16 protein-coding genes and 1 pseudogene are annotated in these 22,612 nt (G+C 58.3%); 4 read left to right on the plus strand and 13 right to left on the minus strand.

The features are described from left to right. Position 1: 1 nt before the first annotated feature. The 12 genes and pseudogenes from hypF to I6F16_RS12715 all read right to left on the minus strand — a co-directional run bounded on the left by hypF (position 2) and on the right by I6F16_RS12715 (position 13,525). On the minus strand, positions 2 to 2,257 hold the full coding sequence (hypF, locus tag I6F16_RS12660) for a carbamoyltransferase HypF (protein ID WP_225173800.1): 2,256 nt from the start codon (positions 2,255 to 2,257) through the stop codon (positions 2 to 4). Beyond that, the gene (hypB, locus tag I6F16_RS12665) at positions 2,254 to 3,132 is read right to left on the minus strand and encodes a hydrogenase nickel incorporation protein HypB (protein WP_085968725.1); all 879 of its coding nucleotides are present in this window, start codon (positions 3,130 to 3,132) and stop codon (positions 2,254 to 2,256) included. Before hypB ends, hypF begins: the two co-directional genes overlap by 4 nt. Positions 3,133 to 3,200: 68 nt before the next feature. Beyond that, on the minus strand, positions 3,201 to 3,542 hold the full coding sequence (hypA, locus tag I6F16_RS12670) for a hydrogenase maturation nickel metallochaperone HypA (RefSeq protein ID WP_035999141.1): 342 nt from the start codon (positions 3,540 to 3,542) through the stop codon (positions 3,201 to 3,203). Next, complete coding sequence (locus I6F16_RS12675) at positions 3,535 to 4,626, minus strand: hypothetical protein (protein ID WP_035999139.1); 1,092 nt, start codon at positions 4,624 to 4,626, stop codon at positions 3,535 to 3,537. Before I6F16_RS12675 ends, hypA begins: the two co-directional genes overlap by 8 nt. Before the next feature lie 91 nt (positions 4,627 to 4,717). Next, positions 4,718 to 5,575 (minus strand): hydrogenase expression/formation protein, encoded by an 858-nt coding sequence (locus I6F16_RS12680; RefSeq protein WP_035999136.1) that lies wholly within the window; start codon positions 5,573 to 5,575, stop codon positions 4,718 to 4,720. A gap of 617 nt (positions 5,576 to 6,192) precedes the next feature. Further along, complete coding sequence (locus I6F16_RS12685; RefSeq protein ID WP_035999129.1) at positions 6,193 to 6,483, minus strand: HypC/HybG/HupF family hydrogenase formation chaperone; 291 nt, start codon at positions 6,481 to 6,483, stop codon at positions 6,193 to 6,195. Between the two features lie 16 nt (positions 6,484 to 6,499). Next, on the minus strand, positions 6,500 to 7,084 hold the full coding sequence (locus I6F16_RS12690) for a HyaD/HybD family hydrogenase maturation endopeptidase (protein ID WP_035999126.1): 585 nt from the start codon (positions 7,082 to 7,084) through the stop codon (positions 6,500 to 6,502). An 11-nt stretch (positions 7,085 to 7,095) separates the two neighbouring features. Then, a complete protein-coding gene (gene cybH, locus I6F16_RS12695) occupies positions 7,096 to 7,812 on the minus strand; it encodes a Ni/Fe-hydrogenase, b-type cytochrome subunit (protein WP_035999123.1) in 717 nt (238 codons plus the stop codon). A 4-nt stretch (positions 7,813 to 7,816) separates the two neighbouring features. Further along, the gene (locus I6F16_RS12700; RefSeq protein ID WP_225173801.1) at positions 7,817 to 9,607 is read right to left on the minus strand and encodes a nickel-dependent hydrogenase large subunit; all 1,791 of its coding nucleotides are present in this window, start codon (positions 9,605 to 9,607) and stop codon (positions 7,817 to 7,819) included. Between the two features lie 12 nt (positions 9,608 to 9,619). Continuing rightward, positions 9,620 to 10,720 carry a hydrogenase small subunit gene (locus I6F16_RS12705; protein ID WP_035999169.1) on the minus strand — a complete coding sequence of 367 codons (1,101 nt, stop codon included), beginning with the start codon at positions 10,718 to 10,720 and terminating at the stop codon, positions 9,620 to 9,622. A gap of 793 nt (positions 10,721 to 11,513) precedes the next feature. Beyond that, positions 11,514 to 12,762, minus strand: a pseudogene (locus tag I6F16_RS12710) (serine hydrolase domain-containing protein). An 82-nt stretch (positions 12,763 to 12,844) separates the two neighbouring features. Next, the gene (locus tag I6F16_RS12715; RefSeq protein WP_225137824.1) at positions 12,845 to 13,525 is read right to left on the minus strand and encodes a molybdenum ABC transporter permease; all 681 of its coding nucleotides are present in this window, start codon (positions 13,523 to 13,525) and stop codon (positions 12,845 to 12,847) included. A 1,083-nt stretch (positions 13,526 to 14,608) separates the two neighbouring features. Here I6F16_RS12715 and dctA point away from each other — a divergent pair. From dctA to I6F16_RS12735, 4 genes are all read left to right on the plus strand, one after another. Next, positions 14,609 to 15,931, plus strand: a complete 1,323-nt coding sequence (gene dctA, locus I6F16_RS12720; RefSeq protein WP_225124680.1) for a C4-dicarboxylate transporter DctA — start codon at positions 14,609 to 14,611, stop codon at positions 15,929 to 15,931. Positions 15,932 to 16,653: 722 nt separating this feature from the next. Beyond that, on the plus strand, positions 16,654 to 19,326 hold the full coding sequence (locus I6F16_RS12725; protein ID WP_225173802.1) for a PAS domain S-box protein: 2,673 nt from the start codon (positions 16,654 to 16,656) through the stop codon (positions 19,324 to 19,326). After that, entirely contained in the window at positions 19,323 to 20,006 is a 684-nt protein-coding gene (locus tag I6F16_RS12730) for a response regulator transcription factor (RefSeq protein WP_035999112.1), read from the plus strand. The genes I6F16_RS12725 and I6F16_RS12730 overlap by 4 nt, the downstream gene beginning before the upstream one ends. An 87-nt stretch (positions 20,007 to 20,093) precedes the next feature. After that, positions 20,094 to 20,480: a response regulator gene (locus tag I6F16_RS12735; RefSeq protein WP_035999163.1), complete on the plus strand. Its 387-nt coding sequence runs from the start codon at positions 20,094 to 20,096 to the stop codon at positions 20,478 to 20,480. Between the two features lie 870 nt (positions 20,481 to 21,350). Here I6F16_RS12735 and I6F16_RS12740 read toward each other — a convergent pair. After that, complete coding sequence (locus tag I6F16_RS12740) at positions 21,351 to 22,175, minus strand: Effector protein NopP (protein ID WP_225124683.1); 825 nt, start codon at positions 22,173 to 22,175, stop codon at positions 21,351 to 21,353. Between the last annotated feature and the right edge of the window lie 437 nt (positions 22,176 to 22,612).

Genomic DNA, 22,612 nt, shown 5'->3' on the forward strand with positions numbered 1-22,612 from the left:
GTCAGGCAGATCCTCTCCCGGCGGACGACTGTTGAGCAATCTGTAGAGCGGCAATCCAGGCTTGGCCAAGGCTCAAACCGCCATCACTGGGCGGCAGCCGCCGCGGCACCAACGGTGTAAGACCGGCAGCGCTGCAACCGCGCGGGATCTCGTCCGCGAGCACCGCGTTCAGGAAGCAGCCCCCGCTCAGAACGACGGTGTTGACGCCGGTTGTCCGCGCGGCGCACGTGACCCAGTCGACGCAGGCGGCGACGAAAGTGCCATGAAACAGCCCGGCTCCGCCTGCGGCGTCAATGTCATCAGCAATCAACCGCGAAAATAGCGGATGAAGCGACAGCACGCCGCCATCGATCGTCCAGCCGGCTTCGAGAATCGCTGCCCGCCGCACCAGCGCTTCGAGCTTCATCGCTGCTTCGCCCTCATAGCTCTGCAAATGCCCAATCCCGAGCAGCGCCGCTGCCGCGTCGAACAACCGTCCCGCACTGGTCGTGGTGATCCCGCCCGGCTGATCGAGCAAGTCCGACACATACGCGGCTTGCCGTTGTGCTGCAAAACGCTGCCCGATTTCGTTGCCCCTGCCGAGCCCGTGTAAGACTGAGCTCGCCATACGCCACGGCTCGCGGGCTGCACGATCTCCACCAGGCATCTGCAGAGGCGCTAAGTGCCCGATGCGACGGGACCACGTCCCTTCGCACAACAATAGTTCGCCACCCCAGTTACCGCCGTCGGAGCCGAAGCCATGGCCATCGAGCACCAGGGCAAGCGCTGGTCCCACATGCCCATGCTCGGCGATCACTGCGGCAGCGTGTGCGTGGTGATGCTGGACCGCGATCAGCGCGCGAGCATTTGCTTGCGCAAAGCGGGTAGAAGCCATATGGGGATGCAGATCATGGGCGAAAGCGACAGGTTCCACGTCAAGGCTCGATGTGAGGTGTCGGATCGTCTTCTCGAACGCACGGATGCCTTCGGCCGTATTTAGATCGCCAATATGCTGAGAGACGAACGCTTGGTTGTCCCGGGTGATGGTGACGGTCGATTTCAGTTCGCCGCCGACGGCGAGCACGGGCGGGACGGATCTCGCAAGCCGGATCGGCTCGGGAACATAGCCACGGGCACGACGAACGAATTGCGGCCGGCCAGCCACCACCGAAACCACGGAATCATCAGCACGCGTCAAGATATCGCGATCATGGGTCACGACAAGATCGGCGATTCCCTTGAGCCGCCGCAGCGCCTGCGCGTTGTCAATCAGGAGCGGTTCGCCGCAAAGATTGGCACTGGTGGCCACCATGACCGGGCTAGACCCCGCACGTGCACCTGGCGAGCGAAGCGCATGGAAGATGAGGTGATGCAGCGGCACTACGGGCAGCATGATACCAACTCGCGATAAACCAGGTGCTATGGCGGGCGCCAGATTGTTGCGCGATGGCAGGAGGACGATGGGACGTGCTACGGATTTTAGCAGCGCTAGCTCGGGCGCGTTCGCCTCCGCGATCTCGCTGACGCGCTCGACGGAGTCGACCAAAACCGCGAACGGCTTCTGAAGGCGGTGCTTTCTCCTGCGCAAACGCTGCACGGCATCCTGATTACGCGCATCGCAAAGAAGCTGGTATCCGCCCAGCCCCTTTATCGCCACGATCTGCCCCCGCGCGATTGCCGCGACAATATCGCTGATCCCATGGCTGAGCCGAGGACCGCATGCTGGGCACGCGATCGCCTCCGCGTGAAACCTGCGGCTTGCCGGATCGGCATAGTCAGCCGCGCACGCGGCGCACAAACTAAAAGCCCTCATCACAGTGTTGCGGCGATCGTACGGAAGCCGTTCGGCGATGGTGTAGCGTGGGCCGCAATGGCAGCAACTGATGAAGGGGTAGAGGTAATGCCGATTTTCTGGATCGAATAGCTCTTTGAGGCATTGCTGGCAGACCGCGGCGTCAGCGACGATCTGCGTTGACAATTTGCCGGCTTCGCTCGTACCGATCGAAAAGCCCTTCGCTGCGAGCGCCGCAGTCTCGCGAACGCAGATGTCGACTATGCGTGCCAATGGAGGCGCCTCGAGCGGCAACGTGGCGACAAACTCCGAGGCGCGGTGGCCCTCAACCTCGATGATAACCCCCTCAGGGCCATTGATGACAAACCCCGCCAATCCGTACCGAACGGCAAGTCCATAGACGTAAGGACGAAAGCCGACCCCCTGCACTGCCCCACTCACGACCACGCGCAGCCGTGTTCCGTCGCACGTGGCTGCGGCGCTCATTGCCCATTGTCCTCGAACGCGTGCCTCTGACGGCCCGCCTGTCTATCGATCCAGGCGTAGAGCGCGGCAAAGCCTTCGCCAGTCCGAGCCGAAACTACAATCACGTCGATCTTTGGGTTGACCCGTCTGGCGTATTCGATGGCCTTGCCCACATCGAATTCGAGCAGCGACGCTAGATCAATCTTGTTAATCACCATGAGCGACGAAGCGGCAAACACATCAGGATATTTGAGCGGCTTGTCTTCACCTTCAGTAATCGAGAACACTACGATTTTGCAGGTTTCGCCAAGATCGAAGGCAGCGGGACAGATCAGATTACCCACGTTCTCGATGAAGAGAATACCGCCCGAGAGCAGCGGCAGGCAGCGATAAGCCTCGCCGATCATTGCAGCGTCGAGATGACAATTCTTGCCGGTATTGATTTGAACGGCTGGGACGCCGGCGGCCTGAATACGTTTGGCATCGTTCGAGGTCTGCTGGTCCCCTTCGATGACCCCGACCCACCGGCTGCGCTTGAGCTCGGACACCGCGCGGACGAGCAGTGTCGTTTTGCCAGCACCGGGGCTGGACAATAGATTAAATACAAGCAGGTCATCGGCTACGAAGAGCGCGCGATTGTTCGCCGCAATTCCATTATTCTTGTCCAGGATATCGCGCTCAATCTCAACGAGCCGCTTTGTGCTCTTGCCACAGCCCCTCAAATCAGGCGGATCGACGCCGCTCGGACGCGCCTGCGCGTTATGCGGCTGGTGATTGGCTGAGCGAGGAGAGCGATTATAGCTATCACCAGGGTGGTTTGACGGCGGCGGCCGTCGCTCGCCCGGTGGAAGGGTAGAATGGCAATCGCGATCGTCCTGAAGGGATCGCTCATGCATCTCCGCATCATTCGGCTCGGCGCGTTTTGTGGACGGCGTCCCTTGGTGGCAGCCGCAAACAGTACACATCAATCGATCTCCAGCTCTTTCACGCGCATCTGTTCGCCCGCGGTCACCTGCAGGTGATAGCTGCCGCAGCAAGGGCAGCACTCACCGCGCCGAGTAATTTCGACGCTCTTCGAACAGCTCATGCACCAGGCTACGCCTGGCAGTTCGACGATGTTAAGAGCCGCGCCCTCGGCAATGGTCCGCCTTGCAGCGGCAGCAAAGCAGAACCTGATCGCTTCAGGCGCCGCATGACTCAGCGCTCCCATCTCCAGACAGATGCTCCGCACCCGCGAAGAGGATCGCTCGTGTACCTTCTCCTCGGCGATCTGAATGATGCCAAGACAAATCGCCATTTCATGCATCGCGAACTTCGCTAAGGTTGAGGGTGAACGCGACGCACGGATCGAGCGATGCAATCACCGCATGAACTGCATCTTCGCGTCTTCGAGCCGTCAGCACCGCGCCTTGCAGGTTCCGTACAAGCGGTCCGCGCCGGTGGAAATTCCACTCCGTCGGCGCAAGGAATTCGAAGCGGGATATTCGGCCCTGAGCATCGAGTTCAACCGCGTGGTAGAGACGGCCCCTAGCGCATTCGACCGCGGCCGCTGCACGGCGCGGCCCTAGCTTATATCTTTCGATGATCCCATGCTCCGCGGCACCAATCTGAGCGCCGGCCTTGAGCCAGGCACATAGCCGGAGGATTTCATTAATTCTGGCCATCAGCCGCTCGGCCGCACCGAAGGGTCCCAGCGGGAGCCGATCCCGGCTGACCTGGCGCGCCCATGGACCCGTCTCGGGCACATGTCCGTCAACATCGGGACAATAGCAGAACGTCGAGTCATCCCCGAGCAACCGTTTCGTGATGTTGAGGTCGTCAGCAACAGACAGGAATGAGTGCCCCGCCGGGATTGACTTCACGTCGACGTCATTAAGCGCCGCAACGCGAAGCGCCAGCGGGCTACCAGACCTCAGCGCCTCCCCCTCATGTAGACCGAGCGCGGCCAGCGCAGCGACAATCCGCGCGGTTGCTTCGCGTTGAGCGGAGCTCCAGGCTGGCTGTGCGGAGCGGACAAACGCTGACAGTTCCGACATCAGGGAGCGGATTGCTGCCGCACTGGCGACATCTAACGTAAGATGTCCGACAAAAAGGCTCCGTGCCAAATCCGCGATGCGCTCAGTAACGATAAGTGCAATCCGCTGCTGCCTTGTTGCGCGGGTGATCACTTCGTCGCGCGCCGTCTCGAGGGCGGACAATAATGCAGTTTTCTGCGCAGCGACACACAACGCGAAAAGCCGCGGCAGCACGGTCAGCACTGTCGAGGGCTCCTTTCCGGCGAACATCCGCGCCAGCGGTGGCCGGACTCGCGGCAGGATCTCGACCGAGGCGACTACGTCGGCAGCTAGCAATATGTGGACATCGATTTTGTTGCGGGCAACAGGGCTCATGCGCAACACTCCGCCATCATCCCGCGCAAGCTATAGTCCATGCGCATGCGCCGTCTGCGGGATCCCACCCGATGCCGAATGCCCGACGTCTTCATGTGAAGTACGCCTCGATAATTTCCTGCATGCGCTCGGCTGAGTCCTGGAAATCCTCATCGGCAGCCAACGCAACAATCGGCACGCCGCCGATCTCCAGCGTATCAAGGATGATGTCGTCCGTAGAATTGAAGAACTGCACGGACCAGACATTCCTGATCCCGGTCGCCTGCACTCGGCAGGTGCCGTAGCCGTGCAACATGAGTTGGACCGGTCCATTGCCCAAGCTTTGCTGTAGGAATGCCAAATCCATAATGCTCATTGGCAGTGACATCAGATTGATGACATGGGCGTGCATGCCTAATCGCCAGACCCTCGCCCGCTCGCGTATTTCGGCCAGCACCGGTTGAACGTTCATCGCGCCATTCGGCGGCATGCCGATCACAAGATCGGCGGACGTCAGGTCAGTTGCGGCACGCCGAACAATCTGCGGAATCGACCCGACCTCAACATATTCATGCGCGGGCTCGGTGCCGATGCGCAAGCGCCAGATTCCCGCAAGCACAGACTCCCGGATTTGCGCCAAAGAGCCATCTGGCAGCGCAACCACGCCGGCCACCTCACCTTCTCCGAGCAATTCGTCGATCAACTTGCGTTCGCCATCGCTAAGATTTGCGAGTCCGTACAGTTGTGTCCGAGCACCGCTTCTCTGACCGCGAACGGCAGCAGCGGCGTTTGCTAACAGCAAGGTGGCGTTCGGATAGTTACTTCCACGCTCGTCCGCATCGCGCCAGGCGCCGCCGGCGAGCGCACTCATGGGGCCGGTATGGAATACATCGAGACTTGCAGAGCCAGTGGCAAGGTCGCTCGTGGCCCGGTCGGCGCCGCCGGATACAACGGAGATCGCTGGTTTCATGATACGAGGTTCCGTTGTCCGCATCGAGGGGCAATGCACTTGCCGACGCAAGTGCTGGCGGCGTGTGCCCTAATGATCGGTACGGAGATGCAGTTGATCGCAAGCAAACGGCCCGATCTCTTGCCGATCAGGCAGAGTTCATCGTGCCTAGAGCATGGGTTCGGCGTCGACGGTCTACGTCGACCGAGCCTGCCGACTCGTGTGCCATTAACGATGCGGAAAACCACTGCGCCTTGCGTGCCTTGCCGAAACCTCTTGACAACTTCAAGAAGGAAGAATGCGAGCTGGATGATCCGGAGCTCGGCCGCCGACAGCGGCATCACAGTCACCCCCACTTGAGCGTGCGCGGCTAGACGCGCATCGACGCTGACGCCCTCCAAGTCGGACGGAGGGGGTCGCGCCGAACCATGCTGCGCCGGCTGCAATTTCATCAGACGCCTTTCTCATGTTGTTCGTTTCTGCAAGCAGGCGGTTAGCAAGGCGCATGCCAATCATGCTCTGGCCGCGCCTCGCACTCGGACCGACGGCGAAGCGCCTGATATTTTCCAGGCAAACGTTACGTGCGATTGGAATTCGAACTGTGAGATCCCTTCAGGCGGCGCAAGCGAGCGGAACGGCTAGCGTAAGTGCTCCGGCAATTGTGGCTCGTGACCGATCAAGTCCGCAAAGAATCGATCGATGTCCTGGCCGTTGAGGCTGGCCTCAAGCCCGACAAGTGCTTCCGAGATCAGTCTTGCTTCGTTGTCGTCCAAAACCCGCACCGCGCTGTCGATATGAACGAGCACCTTGGCGCCGACCGGTACATCGGCGAGCAGCATGACCGAGACGCGCCGCTGTTCATTGCCATACTCGCACAGCGCCGTGATACCGTCGGTCTCGGCAATCGTCATTGGCAGGCCAAGGCACATTGTCAGTCGCAGGCCGCTAGACGGGCTGCGCCCTCATCTCATAATTCGCATGGTCGATGCTGTTCGCCAACAGCCGTTCTGATGCAGGCAGCGGCGCTCCCCGCGGTTTTGCCGGCGAGCCCCACTGCGCTAGGAGCTTACAAGCCAGTTCAATCGCAGGCGCAATCTGAAAGCGCACCGGCGCGGTCAGAGGACCGCCCCAAGTCTCCAGGTCCAATGGCTGACAGCCGATGAGAGCGAGCTCTCGCGGGCGGCGGCCAAGAAAATCGGCCGCGCTCAAGACCTCCTGAAAACCGGTCTGATGCAGGCTCACTTTCTTGGCACCAGTAAACTTTGGCACTTCGCCATCTCGTACCAGCTCCAACTGCCCGGGCGGCAATCCATAGTCGATGGCATCGAACACGACCAGGCAATCGGCCTGTTCAAGAAAACTGACGAGGTAGAGTCCCTGGGTACCGCCATCGAGGACGGTGACATTATTATCGACGGCGTAGCGGCTATGAAACTCTTCGACCACTCGCACGCCGAAGCCCTCATCGGCCCACAGGATATTGCCGATGCCGAGCACGAGGATCCGTTTTTTGTCTTTCGGGTTGAGCATTCGCTTCCCGGTCAATCGCCAAACCCGCGCTCAGCCGATCTTTTGGAAAAGAAGCTGCGCCGCGATATGATGTATTCCCGGATCACCGCGTAGATGTGGACCAGCGCGAACATCACGATGACCCACAGGCCGAGATGATGCAAGGTGTGGACGTCCTGACTGTTCGGCCAGATTGAAAACACCCAGCCGAACACTTTGTACTGCCAGCTGTCAGTACCGGCACCTTGCCCATAAAGTGCAAACCCAGTGACGACCATGAACGTGATCGTCTGTGTAAACATGAAGAACATTGCGAGCTGAGCAAGGCGATCGTGCCCGGGGCGCCTGTCAGGATCCCCTGTAAGGAACGCATACCAGAGTATCTCCTGATACACCTCCCGCCAGAAGCACCCGCGCCAGAGCGGCACGCAAAAGATCTGGACGGCATGCGCATTTCCCATCAAGGCCCAGTAGATGCGCAGAAGAAAGCCAACGCTGGCCACATATCCCGCCGAGAAATGGGCAAAGCGGATATAGCCGAACAGGAAATTGCCGCTTGCCTCTCCCTTCATCGCTGGTGTGCCGGTCCCAATAAGGTAGCCGGTTAAACTTAGTACCAGAATGGCCGCCGCGTTAGCCCAATGCCACAGTCGCACCGGCGCATAAACGTAGGCGACGCCACCGCCAATGCTACGATCAGTCGGTGCAGCATCGTCGGCGGCGAGGAGCTTCCGAGCCCTATTCAGCATGGACCTAACGCACTTTGACTGAAGCCATTTCTTGGCCCTCAGGACTCATCACGTGGGTCGAGCAAGCCAAGCACGGGTCAAAGGAATGGATGGTGCGCAAGATCTCCAGGGGCCGCTGCGGATCGGCCATCGGGGTACCGATTAGCGAAGCTTCAAAAGCGCCAATATTGCCTTTGGAATCCCGAGGAGATCCGTTCCACGTCGTCGGAACGACACATTGATAATTGTCGATCTTAGCGTCCTTGATCTTGATCCAGTGGCCGAGTGCACCGCGAGGCGCCTCAGTGAACCCGTAACCCTTGGCCTCCTTACGCCAGCTTTCCGGGTCCCACCTGCTAACGTCGGCAGTTGCCGTATTGCCTGACCTGAGCTGGACTACGAGCTTATCCTGAAAATAACGCATCTGATGCGCCGCCCACTGGCATTCGAGCGCCCGCGCCGCTGTACGGCCAAGCGTCGAGAACAGCGCAGTCAGAGGGAGATTGAGCCCCTTCAGCAGTCTCTCGGCGGGATCCTTGAACTCGGCTTTGCCTTGCGCATAACCAATGATGTATCGCGCCAACGGCCCGACCTCGACGGCGTGGCCGCGCCAGCGCGGCGCTTTGATCCAGGAATACTTGCTGCCTTCGTCGAGTTCCTTGATATCTGTCTTGCTGCCCTTGAATTCTGGCCCAAGTTCAAAGCTCGGCTCGGTGATGCCGTCCCAGGGATGCAGCCCACCGCAATCGCTGGGGTATTTATACCATGAATGCGCGACGAATTCCTGGATCTGCTCGGGATCGCCATGGTCGATCGGCAGTATCTCCTTGAGATTGCCATTAAGAATGACCCCGCGCGGCAGCTTGAGACTTTTCGCAGAGCAGTCATTGGCGTTTTCGGGGATGTCGCCATAGGACATCACGCTTTTGCTCGAAAGACCACCGCCGTGGAGCCAGTCCTTATAGAACGAGCAGATTGCAGCAATGTCGGGTAGATAGACCTGCTCGACAAACTCGATCGAGCGGGCGACGATCGAGGACACGATATTCAGTCGTTCCATATTGATCGCGCCCACCGCACCGATTCCGTCGATGTTGATCGCGCAGGGTACGCCGCCGACCAGCCAGTTCGGATGCGGGTTCTTGCCACCATAGATAGCTTGGATCTTGACGATCTCCTTCTGGAAGTCGAGCGCTTCCATATAATGAGCTACCGCCATCAGGTTTGCTTCCGGTGGTAGCTTGTAGGCCGGATGCCCCCAATAGCCATTCTTGAACGGACCGAGTTGCCCTGACCCGAAGAATTTGTTGAGCCGGATCTGAAAATCTCTGAAATAGCCGGGGGATGACAGCGGCCAGGGCGAGATAGACTGCGCCAGTGCGGAGGTCGACTTGGGATCGGCGTTGAGCGCGGAAACCACGTCGACCCAATCCAACGCATGCAAGTGATAGAAATGTACGAGGTGATCATGCACGAGCAAGCACAACTGCATGATGTTACGGATCGAATTGGCATTCTCCGGAATCGTAATTCCTAGTGCATTTTCAACCGCGCGCACGGAGGCGAGCGCATGGGTGCCGGTGCAGACCCCGCAGATCCGCTCGGTGAACGCCCAGGCGTCGCGCGGATCGCGCCCGCGCAGGATGACTTCGATGCCACGCCACATCGTCCCGCTTGAGACCGCATTGCGGATTACATTGTCGGAATCGAGATTGGCTTCGACGCGCAGGTGGCCTTCGATCCGCGTCAGCGGATCGATGACGATTCGCCTGCCGGAACGATCGAGACTGAACCCATTCGGCGTCTGGACGGCCACCGTCGTGTCTCCTCAACTCGGTTTGCCTTTATCGGCCGCGCGATCCGGGTTGTGAGTCCACCGATTCACGGCGGTGACCGCCGCATGGGCAGCGACGGTTAGCCCGACCACGCCGGCAGCGGCCATGCCGATCTTGTCGGCGTTCTCCTCAATGCCGAACTGCTTGATGGTTGTAAGTCGGTCGTAAAATGACCCTTTGTCCCAGAAGCCGTCCTCGGAACAGCCGAGGCAGCCGTGGCCGGATTGAATGGGAAATGAAACGCCGCCGTTCCACCGAACGGCCGAACAGGCATTGTAGGTGGTTGGCCCCTTGCAGCCCATCTTGTACAGGCAATACCCCTTGCGGGCGTACGTATCGTCCCACGCTTCGACGAATTGGCCAGCGTCGAAATGGGAACGCCGATAGCACTTGTCGTGAATGCGCTCGGAATAAAACATACTCGGACGTCCTTGGCGATCGAGCTCTGGAAGCTTTCCGAATGTGATGATGAAAGTCACGAGACCACTCATGATCTCTGCGATAGGAGGGCACCCGGGCACCTTGATGATGGGCTTGTTGGTGAGCACCTTATCGATTGGCGCCGCGCCAGTCGGATTGGGCTTGGCCGCTTGCACGCATCCCCAGGACGCACACGTGCCCCAAGCGATAACCGCCATGGCCTCTTCCGCCATCGACCTGAGCTTTTCAACGAACGGTTTGCCGCCGTCAATGCAGAACATGCCACCCTCCTTCAACGGTGGATTGCCTTCGACTGCGAGCACATACCTGCCTTTGTACTTGGCACGAGTTTCTTCCAGGATGGCCTCAGCCTGGTGTCCAGCCGCCGCCATGATCGTATCGTCGTAGTCGAGCGAAATCATCGACAGCAGCGCGTCTTTGATCAAGGGATGGCCCGAGCGGATAAAGCTTTCCGAGCAACAGGTACACTCGAGCCCGTGCAACCAGATGACGGGCACACGCGGCTTGGTTTCCAGGGCCTGGGCAATACTGCTTGCGGTGAGCGAACCAAGTCCCAAGCTCGCGGCCGTCACACTACAGAATTTGTGGAAACTACGGCGCGTGATACCCTGACGTCTGATCACGCTGTAGAACGTTTCCGTTGCATCAGCCATGAAACCTTCCAAGTGAGTAGTCGTGGCCGTTACGAATTGCTGGCGGTTTAGCAAGAACCAGGCCAGCGAAGCGAAACCCTTAAGACATCAAGCGACCGCTGAGATTTGCGAAATTGTGAACCTGGCCACCTGCCAGTAGCTTTGCCATGGATCTGTCATGCTAATGGTTCAGTTGCGGAGATGTGAGCACTTGAACAAATCAGCATGAAGGTTCACCACTGCACGGAGACTAACCTACAATCGCGACACTCGTCAGCCCGATTGTCGAATAGAATTGGTGCAGTTGACGGTCACCGCAATGCGCGCTCCCAATCAGGCTTGCCGATTTCTGACCAACGAGGCGTTCAAGCTCTCATGATCGTGACTGCAGCCGTCCAAAAGCGGCCGTCGAGCGAGGAAGAGACGCCGCAATGGACCGAGCCGAGATGCGCGCCGCTGACGTTGCTTTGGGGGCTGGGTCGACTCGATCTGACTTTGGTAAAAGCGCCTCCTCGCACGTCATCGCTACGGCGCTGTGGGCAAGAGACGCGACGTTTAAAGTTATTATCTAGGAGCGTTCATCGCACAAGCCAATCGATGGCACGGCGCGACGTCTTGGCGCATCGCGACACCCACCCACTTGCAGGAGCTTCTTCGCGATAGCGGAGGCGATCGTGTCTTGAAGCATTGGTGCGATCCATCCGACGCGGATAGAAGGCAACGGCCCCTACATTCAGTCGACATCGATCCGTATTAGCAACACTGTCTGTCTGCTACCCAAAACGGATCATCGAACCTTTCGGGGGAAAGTGGATCATCGGATTATCGCGGCATAGACGATATATTGGACTTGTTCGCGGTAGTACTCCCCGGGCGCCGCGGTTCCGACCACCGCGATCAGACGCTCTTTTGGGTCGCAGAACAATTGTGTGCCGTAGGCCCCGGTCTAGGTGAACTCTCCTGGATTGCCTGGAACCGCCGAAAGCCCCCCGGCTAGCCGTACAGCCACTCCAAGCCCGAAGCCGAGGCCGGCACGGTGCGCTTCCACAGTGGCGACTTTATTTTTGATCCCTGGCCCGAGGTGGTTGGAAATCATGTGGCGCACCGTCCTCGGACCAAGAATCCGCTGCCGATCGAGCTCCCCGCCGTTGAGCAGCATTTGTCCAAAGCGCACGTAGTCACCGACTGTCGCAAATGCGCATGCTCCCCCGCAGTCAAACTTCGTCTGGCTTTCGAGGAGTTCGATGTCTTGTGGCTTTCCCGTCAGGGGGTCCTCCGAAAATGGAACGCGCGAGGCGCTCGCGTTGCCATTCCGACAATGGAAAGTGGCATCTTGCATTTTGATCGGCTTCCATAGATTGCGGGTGAGATAGCCGCCCAATCGCTGTTCGCTGACCTGTTCAATGACAGCTCCCAGCACATCGGCCGAGAAGCCGTATTCGAATTCCGTCCCCGGTTGGTGCGCTAGCGGCAGCTTGGTAATCGCTTCGATGAAAGTCTGCTTATCGCCCCTTCGGGGCGGGTCGGCGAAACCGGGATAGAGACGCGCCACTTGGTCTGAGCTGTCGGGCGCACCGTAGGTGAGTCCGGATGTGTGGCGATAAAGATCGTGGATGTAGATCGCAGAACTCTGCGTTTGAAATTTCAATGAGCCGTCATGCTGTGGCACTGCCACCTTCATGTTTTCGAATTCCGGGTAGTAATCCGTAAGCTTGGCGTGTAGAGGAAGGCGACCTTCCTCCATAAGGATGAGCCCAGCAACGGCCACCATCGGTTTGGTCATAGAAGCAAGCGCGAAGATCGCATCGAGCCGCATGGGCTTCCTTTTACGGGGTCGAGTTGGCCGTACGCTTTGTAGTGAATCAGCTCGCCGTCTCTCGCGATTGCAATCACCGCGCCCGGCACGCGTTTGCTGCAATCTCGCGAGCGAAGAACTCGTCTAGCTTGGCAAGGCGCTGCTGAGAAACGCCGACCTCATCGGCCGCCGCTTCGGGCAGAGGCGCGGAGTGCACCGAATTGAGAGCGAATCCAGCGGCTGCCTTGGCGATAGCAAGCTTGTTCATTGTACCCTCGGAAGGATGGATGGGCCCAGTTTGCAAGACTGCCGCCCGCATTATCGGATGTCGGGCGGCAGTCCTAAGACGATTAGGTGCCCCTCCTGGCACAGTGTCTGTCGATGAGCGCCAAAGTGAAGATTGTCGCAAAGGCGAACATCACCATACCACCAGCAACCACACTTGCCTCACGCCAGCGCGACGCTTGGACGTAGTCTACGACGTAGGCCGACAACACCTTGGTGCGCCCAGGAATATTGCCGCCGATCATCATCACGACGCCGAATGTGCCGATCGTATGAGAAAAGCCAACCACGGCGGCTTTAACAAATTCCAATCGCGCCAGTGGCGCGGTGATGGCGATGAAGGCATACAACGGCGAAACGCGCCCGGTCGTCTCCAAGGGGAAATCGCCTATCGCAACAAAGGCGTTACGGATCGGCTGCACGACCAACGGCAGCGCCGAGAGGACCGATCCGACCACGATTCCGGCGAAAGTAAAGGCCAGCGTGCGCTCCCCCCAGAAAGAGGCGAGAACGCCACCCGGTCCGTGGGGGCCGAGCAAAACGAGGACGCAAAAGCCGAGAGCCGTTGGCGGCAGCACCAGCGGCAGGGCGATCAACGTGGCCACCGCCTCGCCCGCAAAGGTCTTTGAGCGCGCTAGCCACCAAGCCAGGGGCACACCAATCAAGAGAAGGATCACGGTCGTCAAGCTGGCGAGCTCAATCGTGAGCGCAAGGGATTGCGAAATCTCTGCCCAAACCACATCCATCTGCGTCAGCCCGCCAGGGAGCGCGGGCCGACGTATCCTGACAGTGATGGCCTGCACGTGCGGCTCACGCAGCGCGGTGGCGCGAACCGCCAGTTGGTCGCGCGGCAGCTCGTGGCGGCCGCCAAATTCACGCGCTTCGTTTGTGCGAGCAAGAGCGGCATCGCAAGCCTCATCGACAACTCCTGTGGCAGCTCCGCTTCGGTTCATGCGACGGCGGCAACTTCTCATTTGTCATCAGCAATTCCTGTGCCGGGTGCGAACAGTGGCAGCTCTATGCTCAGCGAGAGAAATTCGCGTGGACGGCGACGTCACTTTGGAGTGGACCTAACACTCTGTTAGGTTTCCGGCACCTTTGTTTCCGAGCAGACAGCGACGGCCCTGCAACGAAGCGTTAGAAATTGTCAGCCGAAGAGATGCCTGTGTGGTTGGTCGACGGCTCGCCGCGCCAGTAGTGGAGCGGACCGCAGGAAGCCCGCCGTTTGGCAGCAACACGAACGGATAGCCGAGAACTCGTTGTAAGCTGCTTCTGCGACGGCGCAAAAGGCGCGAGGGGCCGCGAGCGAAGCCGGCCTCGTGACCGCCCTGGCCAATGCGGATCGTCAGCACAGGCCTGGAGACAAATGGCTTTTACGAACAATCTTGTTTTCCAAGCCGCGCTTCCATCCGGCAAATGCGTGCAATCCAAACTATCGATTTTACCGATGCCACGTGTTGTTGCATCGATCTCAGCACTGTGTGCATATCGATCACGCTAAGGCTCCCAGTCGAGACGTAACTCCGCCAATGTGCGCTACGCTGCAATTATTTTGTTCGACCTTGCGAATGCGGTCCGCGCTCGACTCAGCCAATGCCGCCCAGGCAGACGACTTGTCCACGACTAATCAATCGGCCGCAGTTTAGGCATCTGGTGCGTATCTTGCTTAACGAGAATGGACAACGTAACTACACGCCTGCCTTTGGAAGGACGCGCCGGCTCCCGGAACCGTCTTCAATCGGACACGGCTAAAATGATGAGTCTCGTATGACGCTGCCGCCTCTGAAGCGCGGCGGCTCACATTCGAGTATATTCGGGAAGGAAGCGTCATGACCACCATGGCAACTGCGGCGCCTGTACGCGCGTCGCAAGCTTGGTATAAGATACTCTACGTTCAGGTGCTGATCGCGATCTTTATGGGCGCCGTGGTCGGCTGCCTCTGGCCATCTCTAGCCACCAACGACTGGATTAAGGCTCTCGGTGACGGGTTCATCAAGCTCATCAAGATGGTGATCGCGCCGATTATTTTCTGCACCGTCACATCTGGTATTGCGCATATTCAGGATGCGAAGAAAGTTGGATCCGTCGGCCTCAAGGCGCTGTTCTATTTCGAGATCGTCTCCAGCTTTGCCTTGCTGTTGGGCCTTGTTATGGGCAATCTCGTCCAAATCGGCCATGGCCTTGCGGTCAAGCCGGATGCTGCGGCGGTCGCCAATTACGTCAAGCAGGCGGAAGCTTCGAAGACCGTCGACTTTTTTCTCAACATCATTCCCGATAGCGTGGTCGGCGCCTTCGCTCGCGGGGATGTTCTGCAGGTTCTCCTGTTCGCGATCCTTTTCGGCTTTTCTTTGATGGCTCTGGGAAAGCGTGGGGAGCGGCTGCGCGGCATGATTGACGACGTCGCGCACGCAGTGTTCGGCGTAATCGCTATTGTAATGAAAGCCGCCCCGGTCGGCGCCTTCGGCGCCATGGCGTTCACGGTCGGCAAGTTTGGGCCGGCAGCACTCGGTAATTTGATCGGCCTGATCGCGCTGTTTTACGCAACTGCCGCGCTGTTTGTTGTGGTGGTGCTCGGCCTGATCGCGCGCCTCGTCGGCTTTTCAATTTTCAAGTTCCTCCTCTATATCAAAGGCGAGATTCTGATCGTGCTCGGTACTTCGTCCTCCGAAAGCGCACTGCCGCAATTGATGGAGAAGCTCGAGCGGCTGGGCTGCTCCAAGACGGTCGTCGGACTGGTGGTGCCAACTGGCTATTCCTTCAACCTCGACGGCACCAACATCTATATGACACTTGCAACATTGTTCATTGCCCAGGCACTCGGCGTCGATCTCTCCTTTAACCAGCAGCTGACGATCTTGCTTGTGGCAATGCTAACGTCGAAGGGAGCAAGCGGCGTCACCGGCGCTGGCTTCATCACCCTCGCTGCGACATTGTCGGTGGTAAACCCAGCGCTTGTGCCGGGCATGGCAATCGTGTTTTCGATCGACAAGTTCATGAGCGAGGTGCGTGCCCTGACCAACATCATCGGCAATGGCATCGCGGCCGTGTTCGTATCCTGGTGGGAAGACGAGCTAGAGCACGGAACGCTGCAGGCTCGGCTCAACCAGCCCGCAGTTTCGACCACTATCGACCCTACAAGCACAATGAAGTAGGTCCCCGGATCTTAACCGCCACCAGCCGAACCCGAATTGAATGCAAGATTCACACTTCTTGTACTTCGAATCGGCCAGGCCAAGTTAAGGCAAGCCGGCACTTTCTCGTGCGCTCTCCAGTGCACAGCTCTTGCTCCCGCGTCGCGGCCAGGCAGCTCCCCCTGAAAAGCACGCGATCAAAGAAGTGCGGGCTTCTTCAGGGCGCCTCTTTGCCGGTCAAGGCTACCGTCCACCTGAATGCAGCGAGTCGCCCACGGCACCGTCGGCTCGGTATCATGTCGGCGCTCGATCCCACCGAAACCAATTGGAGACGACCTCCGCAGCTAGGCTGATGGCCTAATCGCCAAGTAGCACTCGCGCAACTTGGCCTTCCTGTCTCAACACATGACGGTTGCGCTTTCCTCCGCAGGACCGACTGCGCCGGCGAGATAGTGGTTCGCCCGCTTATTTCTGCTCGTCAGGCTCGAGCGACTGCCGTAAGGCCATCGTCAAGGGGAGCAAAGCAGACGTTTCAGCTTCGACTGCCGCACGGTCAGCGACCCCTCATCGAAAAGTTTAGGACAACTATACGTACGTTTATGATGCGTTTTTTCCCCGCACGTGCTGAGTTCGGCCGCAGGTGATCAATCTCGGACACGCTCGATCCAAGCGTCGAAGATTGCCCCATTTTTGCCTAGAATGCTATAGCTCTCCCGCCGGAGAACAGGCCGGACGGTCTCAAAATGTCTATCCAGATCAGCAGTCTTAAACGTTCAGCCCCTCAGTTGACCTTCGGCGGTATAACGCTAGCCGCTGTTACATTGAGTTGCGTATACCTTAATGCCCATTTCGCCGCGACGGCGTTCGCCTATTTGTTAGTAGTCTTGCTATTCTCGTTGATGGGCAGCTTCATCGCGTCATCCGCGCTTTGCATCATGGCAATCGCTGCTCTCGCATACTACTTTGCGCCGCCCGCGTTCAGCCTACAAATCGATGACCCCCGCGATCTTCCAGTGGTTGTCGCATTCTTTATTGTCTCGATCGTAGGAACGTACTTGATCGGAAAGCTCCGCCAGGAAAGAGAGGCTGCGCGTGTGGCTGCGGTCAAGCTTCAGCGGAGTGCGGGGGATTTGGAGGATCGTGAAAAACGGTGGCGAGCAATCTTCGAGCACAATCCGGCCATGTACTTCATGGTCGATGAAGCCGGCACTGTCCTTAACGTCAATACATTCGGCGCGACCCAACTCGGCTATGCTCCTGCAGAACTGATCGGCCACTCCGTGCTCTGCATATTTCTTGAGGAGGATCGCGCATTCGTTCACAAATGCATTCGGGCGTGCCTTGAGGATATTGGACAATCGCGCACGTGGGACGTCCAGAAAGTCAGGAAGGACGGCTCCGTATTGTGGGTACGTGAAAACGCCAAGGCCATGCTTTGGGCCGACGACCGGCCCATTGTCCTTATCGCCTGCGAAGATGTCACGGAGCGAAAGCAGACGGAACTTGCCCTGCAGCGGAGCGAAGCGCATTTGGCTCAAGCGCAGGAGTTGAGTCATACAGGCAGCTTCAGCTGGAACGCCACCACCGGCGAGGCGTTCTGGTCAAAGGAGACATTTCGGATTTTCCAATTAGATCCTCAAACGACTCCCTCGCCGCAGCTCGTCGTTGATCGCACTCACCCAGATGATCGGGCTTCGGTTAAACAGGTTATCGATGGAGCGATGCGGGATTTGAGCGATTTCGAGCACGAGTATCGATTGCTGCTACCAGACGGCTCTGTGAAGCACATCCATGCGAAGGCACGACTCACGAGAACCGCTTCTGGTGAAATCGAGTTTGTCGGGGCAGCTACCGATATTACGGCAGCGAGGAGAGCAGAACAGCAGTTGCGTCGCAGCGAGGCCTATCTGGCCGAGGCCCAGCATCTCACCCACACAGGCAGCTGGTCCTGGGACGTCCATGGTCTAGATTTCGTGTATCGCTCCGCGGAAGTTGATCGACTGTTTGGCTTTAACCCACAAGAGCCGGTATCGATAGAGACCATTCGCTCGCGCATCCATCCGGAAGACTTGCCGCGGTTACAGGAGGTGCAGCGCCAGGCGAGAGAAAAGGAGCAGGAGCGGTTCGAATATGACTTCCGTGTTCTTCTGCCAGATGGCGGGATAAGGCGCATACACTCCGTTGCGCATGTTGTCGTCGCTAGCGATGGTAAGATCAGCGAGCTGATTGGAACACATATGGATGTCACCGATCAACACGCAGCTAGGGAACGCCTGGAAAACACACTTGTCGCGCTGCGCGAAAGCGAACAGCGCTTTCGCGACTACGCCGAGACAGCTTCCGACTGGCTCTGGGAGACCGGTCCAGATCATCGGGTCACTCGCTTATCCGAGCACACCAGCACTGCAGGAATTTTGGCCACAGGATTGATAGACCTGCTTCGCTGGGAGATCGCGTGCGACGTCGAAGACGAGCCCGAAAAGTGGCGGCAGCATCGGGCGACGTTGCAGGCGCATCAGCCGTTTCGGGATCTCGTCTACCGCACAGTGAATAGGATGGGATCTCCGATCTACGTCCGCACGAGTGGCAAACCTTTCTTCGACGGAAACGGCAATTTTCTGGGCTACCGTGGCGTCAGCACTGACATTACAGCCATTATTCGCGCCGATCAGGCCGAACAAGACCTGCGAAAGGCACAGGCGGAGCTTGCCCATGTGACGCGTGTAACGACGTTAGGAGAACTGACAACCTCCATCGCCCACGAGATAAACCAGCCACTCGCCGCTATTCTCACGAACGCCGATGCGTGCCTCGGATGGATGGCTCGCGAAGCTCCTGATCTTGCCGAAGCGCGCTCTTCAGTGGAATGGATCATCGAAGACGCGATCCGGGCAAGCGAGGTGATCCGTAGTGTTCGCGCACTCGCGAAGAAAGGCGAGATTGAGATGGTGCCGCTAGACATTAATGATGTCGTCAGGGACGTCATTGCGCTGGTAACACGAGAGCTGGTGAGCCACCGGGTGACGTTGCGAACCGAGTTGACGGCCGTGCTGCCTAGGATCCTCGGTGATCGAATTCAGCTACAACAGGTGATCATCAATCTGGTGATGAACGGAATCGAGGCGATGGACGCAATTACAGACCGGCCGCGCGAACTTCTGATTCAATCATCCAAGGACGATCTGGGGCGCGTGCAGCTTGCCGTAGCCGATTGCGGCGTCGGGATCGCTGAGAAGGACGCTGACCACGTCTTGGATCCCTTCTTCACCACCAAGTCGAGCGGCCTTGGAATGGGACTTTCGATCTGCCGTTCTATCGTGGAAGCTCACGGAGGGCGGCTATCGTTTCTTCAGAAAGATGAACCGGGCGCGACCTTCCAGTTTGTCCTGCCCGTGCATAAGGAGGCCATCCAGTGACAGTACCATTTGACTCGCCAGGTCAGGGTAGCAGTGCCGAGGCCTCGAGGAAGGCGATCGTCTTTGTCGTAGAAGATGACATCTCCGTGCGCCGCTCGCTTATTAACCTCTTTAAACAGGTAGGATTGGAGGTCGTTGCGTTCGGATCGGCCCGGGAAATGCTGCAGAGCACAATTCCGGACGTCCCAAGCTGCCTAGTTCTTGATGTCCGGCTGCCAGGCCTGAGCGGCCTTGACTACCAGACCGAGCTGGCCAGGTTGAACATACACATCCCGATCATTTTCATCACCGGTCATGGCGACATTCCCATGACCGTCAGGGCCATGAAGGGAGGTGCGGTCGATTTTCTCAGCAAGCCCTTCCGCGATCAGGAACTGCTTGATGCCGTGGTTGCGGCGACCGAACGCGATCGCAAAAGACGGGAAGCTCAGCGAACCGTCGCGAACCTGCAGTCTTTATTTGAGACCTTAAGCCCGCGAGAGCAGGGGGTGATGAAACTGGTCACGGCCGGCCTGATGAACAAGCAGGTAGCCGCCGAACTTGGGCTCGCCGAGATTACCGTCAAGATCTACCGGGGTCACGTAATGAAAAAGATGCGTGCCAGGTCGCTCGCCGAGCTGATCAGAATGAGCGAGACGCTGGGGCTTCGTGCAAATCGTCCTGAACAAACGCAAGTATGATTTTACAGCTTCATCTCTCCAGCCCATCTTTGGCCGAAGGTGGCTAGTGCTTTGGCAGCCGCTATTCCCGCGCCAGGAGGGCTCATCTTGTCCACGCCTTTGATTTCCGTCGTTGACGACGACGCCTCAGTCCGTGCGGCGACAGGGAACCTCTTAAAATCGCGTGGCTACCTCGTGCAGATATTTGCTTCGGCCGAGGCGCTCCTGCAGTCGCCGCAATTGAACGAGATATCCTGTGTCATTACCGATGTGCAGATGTCTACGATGAGCGGGCTGGAGCTGCTGGAACAGATGCGGACGCGTGGTTACGAAGCACCTTTCATTTTCATTACCGCTTTTCCCAGCGAGCGTGTGCGCACGTCAGCCCTGGACGCGGGAGCAATTGGCTTCCTCGCCAAACCATTTGGCGGACAAGAGTTACTTAAGTGCCTCGACAGCGCACTGAAGGCACCTGGCGCCCGGGGCGATATCTGATTCCAACCTGCAGCTTGAGTTCATGTCCGATCTAAACGCTCGTGGGCGACAATCACGCCACCTTGCAACGTCTTCGCAGTCCGAACCCGGGCTTACTGTAAATATGCTAGCGGCCAGCAATTTCTTGCCCGTCCACGCTTTACGGATATGGGAGGCTGCAGAACAGACTATCCTGCGAGAGATGCTGGCACGCCAACTCGACTGATTCCACGCCAACGCTCATCGTAACGCTGACCCAGAGCCGTCGTTGCGCTAAAGCACTTCTTAGCTCCATCTGGAGCGAGGCTATATATTCCATTGCAGAGTGCCGAGATGGCCCGGCAAGCACGAGATTGGCTGTGCAGCCCCACGGCGGTGACGATGACAATGGAGCTTCGCTCAGCAGCGGCCCATGTATTGGGTATCCCTCTTCTGGTGAGAGCGTTCTGCACTATGCTCGTGCTCACCGCATCGTTACGTCCGTTGACGCTTGCGGGGCCCGGCTTGTCCGTTGGGCGGCCGCTTCGCTGTACATTGTTGCGACTGACTATCGTCAGGCGCCCACGCCATTATTTCTTCGCAAGCTTCATCTGCGGAAGAGTTGTGGTCCCAGCCGTCCAACGTGCTGGCGCCACACGTGCCGGCCCCTCGGCCGGCCCCGGGGTCACAACAGGTCGTCGCCGCAGGCGAGCATTCTCAGCAATAGGCTTGTACAAGAAGCCCTACTTCCCAGGCGCGACAATCAGCAACTGCTAAGCCAAAGGAGAACTGAGGAGAGAGCATTCTGAGTCAAACGAGGAACTCTGAGCTAAACGCCGACGCCGCCGCAGAGAAGTGCGGAGCAGGCTAGATCGATTTCTTCCACGAGGCCAAATGCCGGTAATTCCATGGTCACATGAAATCATCCTCATAATCGTATGTTGAAGCACTCGCTGGCATCTCGACTTTACGGTCTTGGCTGTCGTCAGCTTTGCGAAGATACCGCGAAGCGGTGCCTTCTCGCTGCCACTTGCCGTCGCCATTCCTCACCCACTTGTCTGACTTCACTGGGTCGAGAACCATGTTATCGGCGTCAACCTCAACGAACCCCATCTTTGCAGCACGGGCTCTTGCCTCCGGATTAGCCGGACGCAAATTCAGCAGTGGCCGTTCACCGGCCATTCCAAGTTGATGCTCGAGCAGAATATCGCCGGCGTTCTCGACAAGCGGATGAACGACCTGGAGATCTACAGTTCCGGTCGTCCCAGGTCGCCCGGGAAACAGCTCCTGCCACTTTTCCACGTCGAAATTCGTCATGCTGTCGCCCCCTTCCATTCGAAGAAGACCGACACTCTTGTTTCCTAATTGATAGCTGAAGTATCGCGCATTTACAGAATCTTGAGTTGTTCCATACTCCTCAGCAACCTCTGCAGTTCGCGCCGCTTTCTGAGAGACGAAGTCCGAATATTCTTGTGGGTTATCGGCGATTTTCCTGATTTCGTCGCTGTGATAGCCCTCTGCTGCTTTTCTGAACGACCTCTTATCGATCTCTACGACAGGCGGGCTTGAATCAAGCCAATAGGGCCGTGCTGCCGAAGACGAAGTGCCGCTGGAGTTTGGCGGGGCTAAGCGCAGTTGCCGAAACGCATCCGCGAAAGTGTCTGCGTCGTTTTGCTCATCAGCCTCGTCAAGGGGAGAGGATGTGAAATAGGACGAGCCATTGATCCGATTATACATGGCAATTGGTACTCCGGTCAGACATGCAGTTTCCACGTCTAGTTCAGGCTTGCTAGGCCATGCGGCGCAGATAGGGACTCGGGCTTACCAAAACCTGACGTGATGCTGCTGGCCGCCCTCACGTTAGCGGACACAGGACCTGCTTCTAATGGAACGGCGGCGCGCTCGCCCATTGCCATTCACTAGGTCGGATGAGAAGCGAGCAGTGCGAGGATCCGCCTCCGTTGGGAACGGTCGATTGACCATTCACCTGCGGACGCCAATCAGATCCTTCCCATAGATCGCGATACTATGCAGAACGGCATTGTAGAGCGCGTGCTTCATGACGACTGCATCGCGACCGTTCAATCCCAGCATACGGCTTGGAGCATCATTAGGCCAACAAGCCTGGAACTCTTGGCATCCTGTGGCGGATTGCAATGCCTCCTGAACGGCTT

The sequence above is a fragment of the Bradyrhizobium sp. IC4060 genome, from assembly GCF_020193715.1.
Classification (GTDB): Bacteria; Pseudomonadota; Alphaproteobacteria; order Rhizobiales; family Xanthobacteraceae; genus Bradyrhizobium; species Bradyrhizobium yuanmingense.